This window comes from Roseovarius sp., from assembly GCF_965277045.1.
Taxonomy (GTDB): Bacteria; Pseudomonadota; Alphaproteobacteria; order Rhodobacterales; family Rhodobacteraceae; genus Roseovarius.
This window is the reverse complement of record NZ_OZ255712.1, coordinates 1,492,015-1,506,885: the sequence shown is the minus strand read 5'-3', so window position 1 is coordinate 1,506,885 and position 14,871 is coordinate 1,492,015. Positions and strand designations below refer to the sequence as shown.

The window sequence follows — 14,871 nt, the reverse complement described above, 5'->3', positions numbered from 1 at the left end:
TCTCCTGTCCGGGCGGTGCAAATGTCCCCATGACGCGCCCGCCCGACATCCTCTGCATCGGCTCTGTCCTGTGGGACATCATCGGTCGAGCCCCCAGCGCCATGCGGCCCGGCGCCGACGTGCCCGGCCGCATCACCCGCGGCCCCGGCGGCGTCGCGCTCAACATCGCGCTCAGCCTCTCACATTTTGGCCTGCGCCCCGCCCTGCTCAGCGCCGTGGGCCGCGACGCCCCGGGCGAGGAACTTCTGGCGCTCTGCGCCGCGCGCGGCCTCGACACATCCCATGTCTGGCGCGCGTCCGAGCTGCCGACCGATCAGTACATGGCCATCGAAGGCGCGGGCGGGCTGGTGGCGGCCATCGCCGACGCCCATTCGCTCGAAGCCGCCGGAGACCGGATTCTCGCGCCGCTGCACGACGGGACATTGGGAAGCGCCACCGATCCCCATACCGGCCCCATCGCGCTCGACGGCAACCTGACCACGGCCCTGCTGACGCAGATCGCCCACGATCCGGCCTTCTCCGCCGCCGGTCTGCGCATCGCGCCCGCCTCGCCCGGCAAGGCCGAGCGCCTGCTGCCCTTCCTCCAAACCGGGCGCGGCATCCTCTACGTCAACCTCGAAGAGGCCGGCATCCTCTGCGGTCGCCCCTTCGCCACCGCGCCCGAGGCCGCCGAGGCCCTGATCGCACGCGGCGCGGCCCGGGCCATCGTCACCAACGGCGCCGCCCCCGCCGCCGATGCCGGGCCGGACGACGTTCTGACCGGCCAGCCCCCGCCCGTCCTTGTCACTCGTGTCACCGGCGCGGGCGACACCTTCATGGCCGCCCACATCGCCGCCGAATGCACCGGCGCAAGCCGCGCCGCCGCCCTCGACCGCGCCCTTCAGGCCGCCGCCACCCACGTTTCCAGCGAGATCGCCCCATGACCACACTGCCCTTGCAATTCTCGCCCGAGGTTGCCGCCGCCCGCGCTGAGGCGCGCCCCATCGTGGCGCTCGAAAGCACCATCATCACCCACGGCATGCCCTTTCCCCGGAACCTGGAAACTGCCCGGCAGGTCGAGGAGACGGTGCGCGACGCCGGCGCCACCCCGGCCACAATCGCCGTGCTTGAGGGGCAGTTGCATATCGGCCTCGACGACGGCCAGCTCGACTCCCTCGCCCGGGCGCAGACCGTCGCCAAGCTCAGCCGCGCCGACCTCGCCGTTTGCATGGCAACCGGCGGCACCGGCGCCACCACCGTCGCCGCCACCATGATCGCCGCTCATGCCGCCGGCATCGCCACCTTCGCCACAGGCGGCATCGGCGGGGTGCATCGCGGCGCCGAACTCAGCTTCGACATCTCCGCCGACTTGCAGGAACTGGCCCAAACCCCCGTCACCGTGGTCTGCGCCGGGGCCAAGGCCATCCTCGACCTGCCCAAGACGCTGGAAGTGCTGGAAACGCTGGGCGTGCCCGTCATCGCCTATGGCCAGGACAGCCTGCCCACCTTCTGGTCCGCCACCTCGGACCTGCCGGCCCCCCTGCGTCTGGACAATGCGCAGGCCATCGCCCGCGCGCACCTCACCCGCGCCGCGCTCGGCCTGCCGGGCGGACAGCTCGTCGCCAACCCGATCCCCGCCGCGGCCGAGATCCCTGCCGCCGAAATCTCACCGATCATCGATCAGGCCACGCGCGAGGCGACGGCAAAGGGCATCACCGGCAAGGCCGTCACACCCTTCCTGCTGGACCGTGTCTATACCCTCACCAAAGGTCGGTCGCTCGACGCCAATATCGCGCTGGTTGTCAACAATGCCCGGCTTGCCGCGAAAATCGCCATCTTCCTCGCGGATGCGGGTCAAAGCGGTGCCGGGAACTGAAATCCGTTGTAGCGCCCCGTTGAAGCGCCTAGATATCGCCTGACAAGAACCCCCCGAAGGCTCTCATGAACACCCCTTTCGACGAAGATCCCCCGCCGCCGCCCAAGAAACCCGGACGGTTTGCGGGGCTGCGCGCCAGTTTCTTGACCGGCATCGTGGTGATTGCCCCGGTCGTTCTGACAATCTGGCTGATCTGGACACTGGTCGGCTGGGTCGACGGTTTCGTTCTGCCCTTCGTCCCCGACATCTATCAGCCGGAATACCTGGTCAATCGCTTCGTTCTTGGCAACACCCGCCCCGACGACGCCGACTGGATCCATTTCAATATCCGCGGCCTCGGCGTGATCGTCTTTCTTGTGTTCACGCTCATCGTCGGCTGGGTCGCCAAGGGCCTCATCGGTCGCTCCCTCATCCGCTACGGCGAAAGCCTGGTCGACCGGATGCCCGTGGTCCGCTCGATCTATTCCGGCGTCAAACAGATCGCCGAGACGGTCTTTGCCCAGTCCGAGCGCAGCTTCGAGAAGGCCTGCCTCATCCAGTACCCGCGCAAGGGCATCTGGGCCGTCGGCTTCATCTCGACCCAGGCCAAGGGCGAGGTCGCCGACAAGGCCCAGATATCCGAGGACATGCTCAGCGTCTTCGTGCCCACCACGCCGAACCCGACCTCGGGCTTCCTGCTGTTCTTTCCGCGCTCGGACGTGATCGAACTCGACATGACGATCGAGGACGCGGCCAAGCTGGTGATCTCCGCGGGCCTCGTCTATCCGGGCCAGAACGGCAAGGCGATCCCGCCCGACAGCGAACACTGAAATTCCTGCGAATTGCCAAACGCAGCGGACGGCGCCTTGACCGGGCGAAACGCGATCAGGCGCACCGTCGCGATACCACTCGGATACCGACGCGATACCGACGTCCCGTTTCGGCCTGCCCGGCGCCGTAAACCGGCCCGATCCGACTCAGCCGAACATCGCCTTCAGATCCACGCTGTCGCGCCGTCCGACATCCCCGAAATCCGTCTCCAGGAACCTCTCCGCCGCCGCCCGCCCGGCCTGCTTCAACCGGTCCAGCACCGGCGGCGTCGGCACCAGTTTCGTGGCCACCGACAGATCCCGCATCAGCGCGTCATCGGCAATCATGTGCACCCGAACCCGCTTCATCGCACCCTCTGCGATGGTCCCCGCATCCATCAGCTCCTGCACGAAATGGATCGCCCGCAACTCTCGCAAAAGCGCGGCGTTGAAGCTGATCTCGTTGATCCGGTTCTGGATGTCCTGCGGCGATTTCGGCACGTCGTCCCGCACCAGCGGGTTGATGTTCACGACGACGATGTCATCGGGCAAGTCCTTGCGGAACAACGGGAAAAGCGCCGGGTTCCCGCTATAGCCGCCGTCCCAGTAATGCGCCCCGTCGATCTCGATCGCCTGGAACAGCGTCGGCAGACAGGCCGAGGCAAGCAGGCTGTCATCGGTGATCGCGTCGCCTTCGAAGACCCGGATCTTGCCGGTATGCACGTTGGTGGCGCCGACAAAGAACTGCGGCTCGCAGATGCGGCAGACCTTGTCATAGGCGAACCGCCGCACCACCCGCCGCAGCGGGTTCACGTAGAACGGGCCATAGGCATAGGGCGACACCACCCGGCTGGCCGCATCGGCCAGGGTATAGACCGGCGACAGCTCCAGCACGTCGCTCAGCGTGCCGACGCCGGGCAGGTGCCCGGTCATCCACGCCGGCAGCCGCAAATCCTCCACCGCGCCCATCTGCGCCCACAGCCAATCGAGGTTCTCCCGCGCGCCCTCCCGGCCCCCGGCCAGCATGCCGGCCTTCAGCGCGGCACCGTTCAAAGCTCCCGCGGAGGTGCCTGAAATCCCGGCGATTTCAACGTCTTCGTCTTCCAGCAGGCGGTCGAGCACGCCCCATGTGAAAGCCCCGTGCGCGCCCCCGCCCTGCAAGGCCAGATTGATCCGCTTACCGCTCACATCACGCTCTCTTCCTCTGGCTTCAAATATCCCGGGGAGCCCGAGGGGCTAGCCCCTCGGCCCGGGCCATCACAGCGCCGTCCAGCCGCCATCCACGCTGATCGTCGTGCCGGTGATCTGCTCGGCCGCGGACGAGCACAGAAAGACCGTCGTGCCGCCCATCTGCTCCACCGTCGCCATCTGCTTGGACGGCTGGCGCTCCAGGATCACCTCGCGGATCACCTCCTCGCGGCCCATGCCGTATTTCTCCATCGTGTCCGGAATCTGCTTTTCCACCAGCGGCGTCATCACGTAACCGGGGCAGATCGCGTTGCAGGTGATCGGCTCCTCCGCGGTCTCCAGCGCCGTCACCTTGGTCAGGCCGACAATGCCGTGCTTGGCCGCCACATAGGCCGATTTGAACGGGCTCGCGGTCAGCCCGTGGGCACTGGCGATGTTGATCACCCGGCCCCAGCCCCGTTCGCGCATCACCGGCAGGGCGGCGGCGGTGGTGTGAAAGGCGGAACTCAGGTTCACGGCGATGATCTGGTCCCATTTCTCGACCGGGAAGTCCGGGATGCCCGCCACGTGCTGCACGCCTGCATTGTTCACCAGAATATCGCACCCGCCCGCCTCTTCGATCAGCCTGCGGCAGGCCTCCGGGTCGCTCATGTCCGCGGCGATGAACTCGACCTCCGCGCCGGTATCTTTACGAATTCTTTCCGCTATCTCGTAATTCTCGTCTCGCGCGGCCCGACCGTTCAGCACGACGCGCGCCCCGGCCTCGGCCAGAGAGGTGGCGATTCCCAGACCGATTCCCGAGGTCGATCCGGTGACGATGGCGGTTTTTCCGGCGAGAGACATGGTGCAGCACCTTCCTGTTAACTTTCGTGACAGACCTAGCGCGTTTCCCGGGTCGTTGAAAACCTGCCATACACGGGGTTCGGCGCATATGGGCGCATGTTTGCGATCTTGAGAAAAAGCTGCCGTTCGCGTAAAAAAAACGCCGGCACAAGGCCGGCGTTAAGTTATTGAGGCAGGTTTCATACAGGCAAGAAACCTATCGAGCAGTGCCCCCTTTATACGCAATTCGCCGTGATGATCCAAGCTAAAAGTTTGAAAAGACGTAAATCCGCCTTTAACCTCGTTGGTCAGACAAATAAGGCCTGAGCAGGATTGTTGCCCAAATGGGACCAGATTTTTTCCACCGCGCGCTGCGCGCAATCGCGATTCTTGCCGCCGGTTTTGCGGCCAATCCGGGCGTGGCCGAGCCATCGCATGGCATAGCTATGTACGGCGACCCCGCCCTGCCCCCAGATTTCGTGTCCCTGCCCTATGCCAATCCCGACGCGCCCAAGGGCGGCCGGCTGGTCAGCGGCAACGTCGGCAGCTTCGACAGCCTCAATCCTTTCGTCCAGAAAGGCGAGCCGCCCTGGCAGTTGCGTTACCTCACGCACGAGTCGCTCATGGGCCGGTCCTATGACGAACCGTTCTCGCTCTACGGTCTTCTGGCCGAATCGGTCGAGACCGGCCCCGACCGCGACTGGGTCGAATTCACCCTGCGCGAAGAGGCCGCGTTCTCCGACGGCTCCCCCGTCACGGTCGACGACGTGATCTGGTCGTACGAAACCATCGGCACCGAAGGCCACGGGCGCTATCGCGGCTTCTGGCAGAAGGTCGAAAAGATCGAAGCGACCGGCCCGCGCAGCGTCCGGCTGACATTCAACACCGAAGACCGCGAACTGGCGCTCATCGCTGGCCTGCGCCCGATCCTGAAAAAGGCCCAATGGGAGGGCAAGGACTTCTCCGAGGCCGCGCTGGCCGAAGTGCCCATCGGCTCGTCGCCCTACGTGGTCGAGAATTACGAGGTCGGGCGTCACGTGACCCTGCGGCGCAATCCCGATTACTGGGGCAAGGACCTGGCCTTCCGGCGCGGCACCAACAATTTCGACGAAATCCGCATCGAGTTCTACGGCGACGATGCCGTGCTGAAAGAGGCGTTCAAGGCCCAAGCCATTTCCTACGTCCGCGAGCTGAACGCCGAGAAATGGGCGACGCAGTACAACTTCCCCGCCGTTCAGTCCGGCGACGTCACCCTGTCGGAAATTCCGCAGGGCACGCCCTCGGGCATGACCGGGTTCGTGTTCAACACCCGCCGCGCGCCGCTCGATGACTGGCGCGTGCGCGAGGCGCTGATCCTGGCCTTCAATTTCGAGTATATCAACGACACGCTTACCGGCGGGCGCCAGCCGCGCATCACCTCGTATTTCTCAGGCTCGGAACTGGGCATGCGGGACGGCCCGGCGACGGGCCGCGTGCGGGAGCTTCTGGAGCCTTACGCCGACACGCTTCTGCCCGGCGCGCTCGAAGGCTACACCGTGCCCGAAGGCGACGGCACCAAGCGCAACCGTGGCAATATCCGCAAGGCGATGAACTTGCTGAACGAGGCCGGCTGGACCGTTGTGGATGGCGAGTTGCGCAATGCCGAGGGCACCCCGCTGAACCTGACCGTGCTCTTGCGGCAGGACGGCCTTTTGCAGCAGGCCGCCACCTACATGGAGATCTACGCCCAGGCGCTGGAACGGCTGGGCATCGACCTGGCGATCGAGACGACCGACCCCGCCCAGTATAACGAGCGCGAGCAGAATTTCGATTTCGACCTCACCTTCTTTCGCCGCGCCTTCTCGCTCAGTCCCGGGAACGAGCAGATCTATTACTGGGGCGCCGAGTATGCCGACATTCCCGGCAGCCGGAACGTCATGGGCATGAAATCCCCCGCCGCCGAGGCAATGATCGACACGATGCTCAACGCCACCAGCCGCGAAGACTTCACCGCCGCGGTGCGGGCGCTGGACCGGGTGTTGATTTCAGGTCGCTATGTCATTCCAATCCACGAGTATGCCGTCGGCCGGATTGCGCATCTCAGCCACTTGAAATATCCTGCCGACCGACTGCCGGTCTACGGGGACGGGATCTGGTTCCTCCCCGAGGTCTGGTGGTCAGAGGCAAGTGAAAAATAAAAACGACAGTAACAATCGAGCAGGTATCATGAGGAAAATAGCTGTTTTCGCGCTGATCGCCGCGGCCCTGTCGGGCTGTGCCACGATCGAGGGTGTCGGCCGGGACATCTCCGGCGCATCGCGCGGCGTGCAAAGCTGGTTCTGACGCCGCGCTGACGGCGACAGAAGGACCCCTCCAACGTCTTCGGTAGCGAAGGCGAACGGTTTGTTGCGGCCGTTTCCCTGATGCTCCATGCAAAAAGGCCGACGCGTCTGCGCCGGCCTTTTCAGTTTCCGTCTCGAGGCGGTTCAGCCGACCTTTTGCTCGGCGCGGCTTTCGCGCAGATCCGACAGTTGCTGTGCCACGAGGAAGGCCAGTTCCAGCGCCTGCGAGGCATTGAGCCTCGGGTCACAGGCCGTGTGGTAACGGTCCGACAGGTCCTCTTCGGTGACGGCCCGCACGCCGCCGGTGCATTCGGTCACGTCCTGTCCGGTCATCTCGAAATGCACGCCGCCGGGAATGGTGCCCTCGGCCCGGTGTACGCCGAAGAATTCCTGCACCTCGCGCAGCACGCTCTCGAAGGGGCGCGTCTTGTAGCCCGAGGCCGACTTGATCGTGTTGCCATGCATCGGGTCGCAGACCCAGGTCACGTTGGCCCCCTCTTCGCGCACGGTCTTGATCAGGCGCGGCAGATGCTCGCCCGCCTTGCCCGCACCGAACCGCGCGATCAGCGTCAGCCGTCCGGCCTCGTTCTCGGGGTTCAGCTTGGCCAGCAGCTTTTTCAGGTCGTCCTCTTCCATGGACGGACCGCATTTCAGCCCGATTGGGTTCAGAACACCGCTCAGGAACTCCACATGCGCCCCGTCCGGCTGGCGCGTGCGGTCGCCGATCCACAGCATGTGCCCCGACCCCGCCAGCCAGTTGCCCGAGGTCGAGTCGACACGTGCCAGCGCCTCTTCGTATTCCAGCAGCAGGCTTTCATGCGAGGTGTAGAACTCCACCGTGTGCAGCGTGTGCGCGCTGGTGCTGTCGACGCCCGCGGCGCGCATGAAATCCAGCGTGTCGGAAATCCGCGACGCCATCTCGCGATAGCGCTCCGCCTTTTCGCCGTCGGTAAAGCCCAGCGTCCATGCGTGCACCTGGTTCACATCCGCATACCCGCCGGTCGAAAAGGCCCGCAGCAGGTTCAGCGTGGCTGCCGCCTGGGTGTAGGCCTGAAGCATCTTCGCCGGATCGGGGATGCGGGCCTCGGGCGTGAAGGCCAGCTCGTTGATGATGTCGCCGCGATAGCTGGGCAATTCGATACCGTCGACCACCTCCGTCGGAGCAGACCGGGGCTTGGCGAACTGGCCGGCCATGCGCCCGACCTTGATCACCGGCACCTTGGCACCGTAGGTCAGCACCATCGCCATTTGCAGCATCACCTTGAACGTGTCGCGGATGGCGTCCGCCGAGAACTGGTCGAACGCCTCGGCACAATCACCGCCCTGCAGAAGGAAGGCCTCGCCCCGCGATGCCGCGCCAAGCTGTTTCTTCAAACGCCTGGCCTCTCCTGCAAAAACCAGCGGCGGGTACTTGGAAAGCTTCGACTCGACCGCCTGCAGGGCCTCTGCATCGGTATAGTCGGGCATCTGGATCCGCGGCTTGCTGCGCCAGTCAGACTTCTGCCAATTGCTCATCTTTTCTCTCCGCTCATCGAATTTCGAGACCCGTCTATACTAAAGCCAGCCCCCGGACACCATACAGGTTCGACGGAATATGTCGGAAATTGACTGCGGCTCTCTTGCCAACCTCCGGGTTTTCGTGGAAGACCTGACCGATACGCCACTGCGCAGGGAGTAGCGAACATGCGCGCGGAAGCGAAAAAAACGAGCGGCGTCGACAAGTCTGGTCCGAAGCGTTTCGTTTTCGTATTGCTGGAGAATTTCACGCTGCTGAGCTTTGCCTCGGCGCTGGATTGTCTGCGTATTGCGAACCGCATGGCCGGCGAGACCCTGTATGAATGGGTGATGTCCGGCGAGGCCGATGCAGACGGCACCGTGTCGTGCTCTGCCGGCTCACGGTTCAAGGTGGACATCGATCTGGACGAATTGCGCCGCGAGGACGTCGTGCTACTCTGTGGCGGGTCCGATATCCAGAAAGCGGCGACAAAGAAGCTGCTGAACTGGCTGCGCCGCGAGGCGCGCCGGGGACCGCGGATCGGCGGGCTTTGCACCGCGTCCTACGTCATGGCCAAGGCCGGTCTGCTGGATGGCAAGCGCGCGACCATCCACTGGGAAAACCACGACAGCTTTGTCGAAGAGTTCGACGAGGTCGAACTGACCAAGTCGGTTTTCGTCGTGGACGGGAACCGCATGTCCACGGCGGGTGGTACCTCGTCCATCGACCTGATGCTGAAACTCATCGCCGACGACCACGGCGAACAGTTGGCCAACGCGGTGGCCGACCAGATGATCTATTCCTCGATCCGCACCGACCAGGACACGCAGCGGCTGTCCGTCCCAACGCGCATCGGGGTCCGGCATCCCAAGCTGAGCCAGGTCATCCAGATGATGGAAAGCAACATAGAAGAGCCGATCAGCCCCGCGATCCTGGCCAAGCAGGTTGCCATGTCCACGCGGCAGCTGGAGCGGCTGTTCCGGCGTTATCTGAACCGTTCACCCAAGCGCTACTACATGGAACTGCGCCTGCAAAAGGCCCGGAACCTGCTGATGCAGACCGACATGACGGTGATCAACGTGGCGCTGGCCTGCGGTTTCGCCTCGCCCTCGCATTTCTCGAAATGCTACCGCTCGCATTACAACACCACGCCCTATCGCGAGCGCGGCAGTCAGGCGGCACGGCTTTCGGTGTGAGCCGCCCGCCGGCCCGGTCATAGTCCTCAAGAAGGGAACCCTGATCGGTGTCGAAGCTGAAACTCACGGCCTCAACAGCGTGCGGACGTAAGAAATCAAGGCGCAAGGTGGCCATCCGACAGACGGCTGCGCTGACTTGGCAGGGTTGTGCCGGGGTGAGTTAACTTCGATTCGAATAATGTGTCGAACAAAGGGCATTTAGCCGCCTGAATTGACCCTGTTGTTTCACCACGGTCAACAGTTTCGAACCTTGGCCTTGATTGACAACGCTGATCGGCGGAAAACGGCGCGAATTCGGCGTTCGGAGGCGCCAGAACCGCTCTTTTGCCCCATTTGCCTCATTTCCGCCCCATTTGGCGTCGATTTTAGACTTCGTTAACCGAGGTGCGGCGCTGCTGCCGCGTCTCAAGACCACGAGACGAGGAAGGCCGGCCACATATGCCAAGCTATCTACGAGACTTCATGACCGATGATACCGGCGTCGTGAGCGTTGACTGGATCGTATTGGCGTTCAGCGTGATCTGTCTTGGATGCCTGACGATCGCCACCGCCGCCGATGGAACCTTCGGGCTGGCCGACTCGGTCAAGACATCCGTCGGAAGCAAGACCGTCGAAGGGGTCGACCACTAGGTTTGAGTTGAAACCGGCCGGATGCCGGAAATTAAATGTCGAAGGAAAGACGCTGCCATGTTTTCCGCTTTCAAAACCTTCTGCGCCAAAGAAGACGGCGTCGTCACTGTCGAATGGATGGTGATCGCCGCCGCAATCACCTGGATGTGCCTTGGCGCGATCACTTACGCGCAAAGTGGCGTGCACAACCTGGCGAGGGCACTGGAACAAGGCATATCGGTGAAATCCACCCAGGAGGATTAAGTTCTTCCTTCAGGTGACTTGTTTACTTGGTAAAATCCGCGTGCAACATTCTCACGCGCGCTTTCCCGCGATATTCCCCACGCCAAGCACGTCCAGCACTTTCGCTTCGATTTGCGCGGCGTTCAGGCCCGCCACCGCGTACATGTCAGCCGGGCTTGCCTGGTCGATGAAGATGTCGGGCAAGACCATCGAACGAAACCTGAAGCCTTCGTCGAAAACGCCTTGCTCTGCCAGGTGCTGTGCGACGTGGCTGCCGAACCCGCCGATGGCGCCCTCCTCGATGGTGATCAGCGCTTCGTGATCGGCGGCCAGCTGGTCGATCAGGTCGGTGTCCAGCGGTTTCGAGAACCGCGCATCGGCCACGGTTGGCGTGATGCCGCGCGCCCTCAGCCCCTCGCAAGCTTTCATCACCTCGCCAAGACGCGTGCCGAAAGACAGTATCGCAACGCGGGACCCTTCGCGGATCATGCGGCCCTTGCCAATCTCCAGCACCTCTCCGCGTTCGGGCATGGTGACCCCCTCGCCCTCGCCCCGCGGGTAGCGGAACGCGATCGGCCCGCTGTCATGGGCCGCGGCAGTGGCGACCATGTGCACCAGTTCTGCCTCGTCCGCGGCGGCCATCACGGTAAAGCCCGGCAGGTTCGACAGGTAAGCCACGTCAAAGCTGCCGGCATGGGTGGCGCCGTCGGCCCCCACCAGCCCCGCGCGGTCGATGGCAAAGCGCACCGGCAGGCGCTGAATGGCGACATCGTGCACCACCTGGTCGAAACCACGTTGCAGAAAGGTGGAATAGATCGCGCAGAACGGCCGCATCCCGCCCGCGGCAAGCCCGGCTGAAAACGTGACGGCGTGTTGTTCCGCGATGCCCACATCGAAGCAGCGCGACGGATAGCGCTTTTCCAGCAGATCCAGCCCGGTACCGTCCGGCATGGCGGCGGTCACGCCGCAGATGCGGTCATCCTCGGCGGCATGTTTCAGAAGCGCCTCGGCAAAGACCTTGGTGTAGCTGGGCGCGTTCGAGGGCGATTTCTTCTGCTCGCCGGTCGTGACATCGAACTTTGCGGTGGCATGCCCGCCGTCGCGGCGGCTCTCGGCCGGGGCATAGCCCTTGCCCTTCTTAGTGATCATGTGGATCAGGATCGGTCCGCTGGCGCGCGCCTTAACCGTGCGCAGCACCGGCAGAAGCTGGTCCATGTCATGTCCGTCAATGGGTCCGACATAGCTGAAGCCCAGCTGCTCGAACAGGGTGCCGCCCACGGCCATGCCCTTGAGCACTTCCTTGGCCCGCTTCGCGCCCATCTGGAACGGCTCGGGCAAGAGCGAAACCGCGCCCTTGGCGGCGGCCTTGAATTCTTGGAACGGCTCGCCCGCGTAGAGGCGCGACAGGTAGGATGACAGCGCCCCCACGGGCGGCGCGATGGACATCTCGTTGTCGTTCAGGATCACGATCAGGCGCTTTTTCAGGTGGCCTGCGTGGTTCATCGCCTCGAAGGCCATGCCCGCCGACATCGCGCCGTCGCCAATCACCGCGATGGCGTCACCATGGCCGGTATCGCTGGCGCCGCCGAGATCCCGCGCCGCGGCAAACCCGAGCGCGGCCGAGATCGAGGTGGAGCTGTGGGCGGCGCCGAAGGGGTCATAGGGGCTCTCGGACCGCTTGGTAAAGCCGCTGAGGCCTCCCTCTTGCCGGATCGTGCGGATGCGGTCGCGGCGGCCGGTCAGGATCTTGTGGGGATAGCACTGGTGGCTGACATCCCAGATGATCTTGTCGCGCGGCGCGTCGAAGATGTGGTGCAGCGCCACAGTCAGTTCGATCACGCCAAGGCCCGCGCCAAGGTGCCCGCCGGTTTCGGAGACCGCCGCGATGGTCTCGGAACGCAATTCGTCGGCCAGCTGGCGCAGCTCGGCATCGGAAAAGCGCTTGAGATCGGCGGGGCTGGAAACGGTGTCCAGCAAGGGGGTCTGGGGGCGTGTCACGCGTCGCCGCTCCTTCGAATGTGGCTGCCGGCCTTGGCCGGGCGGCTAGCTTTGCCGCGAGATAACGAAGCGGGCCAGATCGCGCAAGCGGTCGGCCCGTGCTCCGTACTCAGATAAGCTGTCACAGGCTGTGTCAACAAGGGCCGCGGCACGGTGTTTCGCCTCGTCGAGGCCCAGAAGCGACACGAAGGTCGCCTTGCCGGCGGCCGCGTCCTTGCCTACGGCCTTGCCCGCGGCGGCGGCATCGCCGGTCTGGTCGATGACGTCATCCTGGATCTGGAACGCGAGGCCGAGCGCCTGCGCATAAGCCACAAGCGGCGCGGTGTCGGCGCGGGCCATGACGGCCCCGGCACTGGCGGCCCATCCAAAGAGTGCGCCGGTCTTGCCGTCCTGCAACGCGACGATCTGGTCGAGCGTCAGTGGGCCCACCGTGGTTTCTGCCGCGATATCAGCGGCCTGGCCCAGAACCATGCCGTCCTTTCCGGCCGCGCGCGCCAGCGTCAGCGCAAGGTCCGCACGCGCCTCGGGCGTGGCGGCGCCGTCAGGATGCGCGGCCATCTCGAAGGCCAGCGACTGCAACGCGTCGCCCACCAGGACGGCAGTGCCTTCGTCCCATTTGACGTGCACGGTGGGCTGGCCCCGGCGCAGATCGTCGTCATCCATGCAGGGCAGGTCGTCATGCACGAGACTGTAGGCGTGCATCGCCTCGATCCCCGACGCCGGAAAGACTGCCCGAGAAGGGTTAACGTCGTGCAAACGGGCCGTTTCCATCACCAGAAACCCGCGCAGCGCCTTGCCGCCGAAAAGCGCGTGGCGCATCGCGGCGTGCAGCGGCAGATCCCCGGTGATCTGGGCGTCGAGGCAGGTCTGGATGGCCGCCGCGTCCTCGGCCAGAGCGGCCTGCAACATCAGAGCCCCTCGACCGGCGTCGTGCCCTTGGGCGTGCCGTCGCCGTCAAGCGTGATCGCCGCCACTTTCTCTTCGGCTTCTTTCAGCTTGGTTTCGCAGCGTTTTTTCAGCTTCGCCCCCTGCTCGTAAAGCGCGATGGACTCGTCCAGCGGGACGTCGCCACGCTCGAGCCGCGTGACGACATCCTCGAGCGCTTTCATGGCCTCTTCGAAAGACAGGGTGTTGATCGCGTCGTCATCCATTGCGTGGTCCCTTGCACGGTAATTTTGCAGGCACCATAGCGCCGCGGGCGGTGGGCTTCAATTCGGTTGACGGTCTTCTGGGCATGGGAAATTATACCGGTATGAAGATGTCTTCTACACCGTCCGCCGACATGATGCCAGACCTTGAGATGCGCGATTTCATGAACCGGCAGTTTGCGGCGGCCTGCGCGGAAAACGAAGACTTTTCAAAGGCTCGGGCAACGGAGTTGATCCGGTATGTTGCGGAAAAACGGATTGTCGCACGTGGGCTGCTGGACGACCAGCCGGCGGTCTTTCGCGTCTACCTGGATAGGGTGGCGGATTGTGCGCGGGACTGGGAGGAAATCTGCCGGATCTGGCCGCAGATGCGAGAGGGAGAGTTGCGGGTCTGTGCCCCGCTTGCATGCGCGCCGGACTGCGGTGTGCTGGCAGTGGCCGACGTGCCCGGCACGCCGCTGTTGAAATGGATCTACGCCGCGGCGGAGGGCGAGCGCGCGCGCTACCTGAAGCCGGCGGCGCGGTGGCTGCGGGCCTACACCGAATGCTCCGAAACGCAAGCCAACGCCCAGCCTGCCGGCTGGGCCAAGCGGGTGGAACGGGCGGCGAAAACCCAGGCATTCAACCGCCTGAAACGGGTCGAGAAGCCGATCCTGGCAGAGATCCAGCGCCTGGTGCCGCAGCTGCAGGACAGCCAGTGGCGCTTTGCCGTGTCGCATGGAGATTTCCACCCCAACAACCTGATAGTGAACGATAATCTTGTCACGGGGATTGATTGCGGCGGGTCGCGTCCGGCGCCCATCTACAAGGACATGGCTCGGTTCCTGATGCATATGGGACGCCGGGCGGTGATCCCGTCGGGAGAGATGTATCTTGGCGTCGACAAGCAGGGGTTCATCGCCTTTGCCGATGCCTTCCGTCTGTCGGCGGAGGAACGTGAGCTGACCTTGCCCTTTTTCATCGCGGTCGAGGCGCTCTTGCGGGTGGAAACGCGGGGCTTGTCGCCAAGCCGGGTGCGGCGGGCGCGGAAGATGTCGGAGGCGCTGCTGGAAGACCTCGAACGCGTCGGCCGATAGCGGGATCGGGGCCGCTCGGATCGACGAAAACGGCGGGTCGGTATCGCGTCGGTATTTCAGTTGCATCGCGTCGGTGGGGTTTTCAGGCCCGGCGGCGGGCCGGGCCGCGGCGAATGGATGCCAGCAAACATG

General features: G+C 64.5%; 15 protein-coding genes. 9 read left to right on the top strand and 6 right to left on the bottom strand.

All coding sequences use genetic code 11. From position 1 onward, the window contains the following. Positions 1 to 29 precede the first annotated feature (29 nt). From ACQY4V_RS07395 to ACQY4V_RS07385, 3 genes are all read left to right on the top strand, one after another. Positions 30 to 923 (top strand): PfkB family carbohydrate kinase, encoded by an 894-nt coding sequence (locus ACQY4V_RS07395; RefSeq protein WP_428516198.1) that lies wholly within the window; start codon positions 30 to 32, stop codon positions 921 to 923. Then, positions 920 to 1,855 (top strand): pseudouridine-5'-phosphate glycosidase, encoded by a 936-nt coding sequence (locus tag ACQY4V_RS07390; protein ID WP_428516197.1) that lies wholly within the window; start codon positions 920 to 922, stop codon positions 1,853 to 1,855. Before ACQY4V_RS07395 ends, ACQY4V_RS07390 begins: the two co-directional genes overlap by 4 nt. 65 nt (positions 1,856 to 1,920) lie before the next feature. Then, positions 1,921 to 2,664, top strand: a complete 744-nt coding sequence (locus tag ACQY4V_RS07385; protein WP_428516196.1) for a DUF502 domain-containing protein — start codon at positions 1,921 to 1,923, stop codon at positions 2,662 to 2,664. Between the two features lie 147 nt (positions 2,665 to 2,811). Here the strand turns inward: ACQY4V_RS07385 and ACQY4V_RS07380 are convergent, their stop codons facing one another. Both ACQY4V_RS07380 and ACQY4V_RS07375 read right to left on the bottom strand, forming a co-directional pair. After that, positions 2,812 to 3,831 (bottom strand): patatin-like phospholipase family protein, encoded by a 1,020-nt coding sequence (locus tag ACQY4V_RS07380; protein WP_428516195.1) that lies wholly within the window; start codon positions 3,829 to 3,831, stop codon positions 2,812 to 2,814. Between the two features lie 69 nt (positions 3,832 to 3,900). Beyond that, on the bottom strand, positions 3,901 to 4,674 hold the full coding sequence (locus tag ACQY4V_RS07375) for a 3-hydroxybutyrate dehydrogenase (protein WP_428516194.1): 774 nt from the start codon (positions 4,672 to 4,674) through the stop codon (positions 3,901 to 3,903). 323 nt (positions 4,675 to 4,997) lie between these two features. On the opposite strand from ACQY4V_RS07375, the gene ACQY4V_RS07370 reads away from it, so the two are divergent. Next, positions 4,998 to 6,830 (top strand): extracellular solute-binding protein, encoded by a 1,833-nt coding sequence (locus ACQY4V_RS07370; RefSeq protein ID WP_428516193.1) that lies wholly within the window; start codon positions 4,998 to 5,000, stop codon positions 6,828 to 6,830. A 28-nt stretch (positions 6,831 to 6,858) separates the two neighbouring features. Further along, positions 6,859 to 6,975, top strand: a complete 117-nt coding sequence (locus ACQY4V_RS07365; protein WP_057789274.1) for a lipoprotein — start codon at positions 6,859 to 6,861, stop codon at positions 6,973 to 6,975. Positions 6,976 to 7,118: 143 nt separating this feature from the next. Here the strand turns inward: ACQY4V_RS07365 and ACQY4V_RS07360 are convergent, their stop codons facing one another. Then, complete coding sequence (locus ACQY4V_RS07360) at positions 7,119 to 8,489, bottom strand: class II 3-deoxy-7-phosphoheptulonate synthase (RefSeq protein WP_428516192.1); 1,371 nt, start codon at positions 8,487 to 8,489, stop codon at positions 7,119 to 7,121. A gap of 168 nt (positions 8,490 to 8,657) precedes the next feature. On the opposite strand from ACQY4V_RS07360, the gene ACQY4V_RS07355 reads away from it, so the two are divergent. The 3 genes from ACQY4V_RS07355 to ACQY4V_RS07345 all read left to right on the top strand — a co-directional run bounded on the left by ACQY4V_RS07355 (position 8,658) and on the right by ACQY4V_RS07345 (position 10,538). Continuing rightward, positions 8,658 to 9,665, top strand: a complete 1,008-nt coding sequence (locus ACQY4V_RS07355; RefSeq protein ID WP_428516191.1) for a GlxA family transcriptional regulator — start codon at positions 8,658 to 8,660, stop codon at positions 9,663 to 9,665. Between the two features lie 462 nt (positions 9,666 to 10,127). Next, positions 10,128 to 10,295 carry a hypothetical protein gene (locus ACQY4V_RS07350; RefSeq protein WP_222450233.1) on the top strand — a complete coding sequence of 56 codons (168 nt, stop codon included), beginning with the start codon at positions 10,128 to 10,130 and terminating at the stop codon, positions 10,293 to 10,295. A 57-nt stretch (positions 10,296 to 10,352) separates the two neighbouring features. Then, entirely contained in the window at positions 10,353 to 10,538 is a 186-nt protein-coding gene (locus tag ACQY4V_RS07345; protein ID WP_428516190.1) for a hypothetical protein, read from the top strand. Between the two features lie 51 nt (positions 10,539 to 10,589). On the opposite strand, the gene dxs is transcribed toward ACQY4V_RS07345, so the two are convergent. The 3 genes from dxs to ACQY4V_RS07330 are packed head-to-tail and all read right to left on the bottom strand — an operon-like array spanning position 10,590 to position 13,666. After that, positions 10,590 to 12,515 (bottom strand): 1-deoxy-D-xylulose-5-phosphate synthase, encoded by a 1,926-nt coding sequence (gene dxs, locus ACQY4V_RS07340; RefSeq protein WP_428516189.1) that lies wholly within the window; start codon positions 12,513 to 12,515, stop codon positions 10,590 to 10,592. Between the two features lie 45 nt (positions 12,516 to 12,560). After that, positions 12,561 to 13,424, bottom strand: coding sequence for a polyprenyl synthetase family protein (locus ACQY4V_RS07335; RefSeq protein WP_428516188.1), 864 nt, complete (start codon positions 13,422 to 13,424; stop codon positions 12,561 to 12,563). Then, a complete protein-coding gene (locus ACQY4V_RS07330) occupies positions 13,424 to 13,666 on the bottom strand; it encodes an exodeoxyribonuclease VII small subunit (protein ID WP_152492450.1) in 243 nt (80 codons plus the stop codon). The genes ACQY4V_RS07335 and ACQY4V_RS07330 overlap by 1 nt, the downstream gene beginning before the upstream one ends. A gap of 101 nt (positions 13,667 to 13,767) precedes the next feature. On the opposite strand from ACQY4V_RS07330, the gene ACQY4V_RS07325 reads away from it, so the two are divergent. Continuing rightward, on the top strand, positions 13,768 to 14,739 hold the full coding sequence (locus ACQY4V_RS07325) for a phosphotransferase (protein WP_428516187.1): 972 nt from the start codon (positions 13,768 to 13,770) through the stop codon (positions 14,737 to 14,739). Positions 14,740 to 14,871 lie beyond the last annotated feature (132 nt).

What these genes read in the sequence shown, in the direction of transcription:
- ACQY4V_RS07325 (WP_428516187.1), top strand. Translation starts at nt 13,768, where the DNA reads ATGAAGATGTCTTCTACACCGTCCGCCGACATGATGCCAGACCTTGAG.
- ACQY4V_RS07375 (WP_428516194.1), bottom strand. Translation starts at nt 4,674, where the DNA reads ATGTCTCTCGCCGGAAAAACCGCCATCGTCACCGGATCGACCTCGGGA.
- ACQY4V_RS07350 (WP_222450233.1), top strand. Translation starts at nt 10,128, where the DNA reads ATGACCGATGATACCGGCGTCGTGAGCGTTGACTGGATCGTATTGGCG.
- ACQY4V_RS07360 (WP_428516192.1), bottom strand. Translation starts at nt 8,489, where the DNA reads ATGAGCAATTGGCAGAAGTCTGACTGGCGCAGCAAGCCGCGGATCCAG.
- ACQY4V_RS07395 (WP_428516198.1), top strand. Translation starts at nt 30, where the DNA reads ATGACGCGCCCGCCCGACATCCTCTGCATCGGCTCTGTCCTGTGGGAC.
- ACQY4V_RS07330 (WP_152492450.1), bottom strand. Translation starts at nt 13,666, where the DNA reads ATGGATGACGACGCGATCAACACCCTGTCTTTCGAAGAGGCCATGAAA.
- ACQY4V_RS07345 (WP_428516190.1), top strand. Translation starts at nt 10,353, where the DNA reads ATGTTTTCCGCTTTCAAAACCTTCTGCGCCAAAGAAGACGGCGTCGTC.
- ACQY4V_RS07355 (WP_428516191.1), top strand. Translation starts at nt 8,658, where the DNA reads ATGCGCGCGGAAGCGAAAAAAACGAGCGGCGTCGACAAGTCTGGTCCG.
- ACQY4V_RS07370 (WP_428516193.1), top strand. Translation starts at nt 4,998, where the DNA reads ATGGGACCAGATTTTTTCCACCGCGCGCTGCGCGCAATCGCGATTCTT.
- ACQY4V_RS07365 (WP_057789274.1), top strand. Translation starts at nt 6,859, where the DNA reads ATGAGGAAAATAGCTGTTTTCGCGCTGATCGCCGCGGCCCTGTCGGGC.
- ACQY4V_RS07390 (WP_428516197.1), top strand. Translation starts at nt 920, where the DNA reads ATGACCACACTGCCCTTGCAATTCTCGCCCGAGGTTGCCGCCGCCCGC.
- ACQY4V_RS07385 (WP_428516196.1), top strand. Translation starts at nt 1,921, where the DNA reads ATGAACACCCCTTTCGACGAAGATCCCCCGCCGCCGCCCAAGAAACCC.
- ACQY4V_RS07335 (WP_428516188.1), bottom strand. Translation starts at nt 13,424, where the DNA reads ATGTTGCAGGCCGCTCTGGCCGAGGACGCGGCGGCCATCCAGACCTGC.